Consider the following 305-nt stretch of genomic DNA (forward strand, 5'->3'; position numbering starts at 1 on the left):
GCCCGGCTGGAACTGCCACCACGACACCGTCACGGATTCCAACCCCAATGTCGAGTGGAAGGCAACGCTGGATCAGGCCGAAAAGATCGGTATGGGCACCCGCCAGTACACCCTGAAGAAGATCTGCACATAAAAATAAGCCCGACAACGTCGGGCTTATTTTTATGTCTCTTGCATTCAGGGGCAGACGGAACGATCAATACTCGCAGGAAGCCGGGACCAGTACGTCAATGACATCGGCCAGGGCTTTCCAGTTTTCCTCGGAACAGCCGGGCAGCTCTTTGGCATCCAGACCGGCATCCTCG

Annotated in this window: 1 pseudogene; it reads left to right on the top strand. The window is 56.1% G+C overall.

Annotation, left to right across the window (positions count from 1 at the left end):
• Nucleotides 1-133: pseudogene (locus P0G09_RS18160) on the top strand (4Fe-4S ferredoxin); the annotation flags it as partial.
• Nucleotides 134-305 lie beyond the last annotated feature (172 nt).

Source organism: Faecalibacterium sp. DFI.5.82, from assembly GCF_029076575.1.
Lineage (GTDB): Bacteria > Bacillota > Clostridia > Oscillospirales > Ruminococcaceae > Faecalibacterium > Faecalibacterium duncaniae.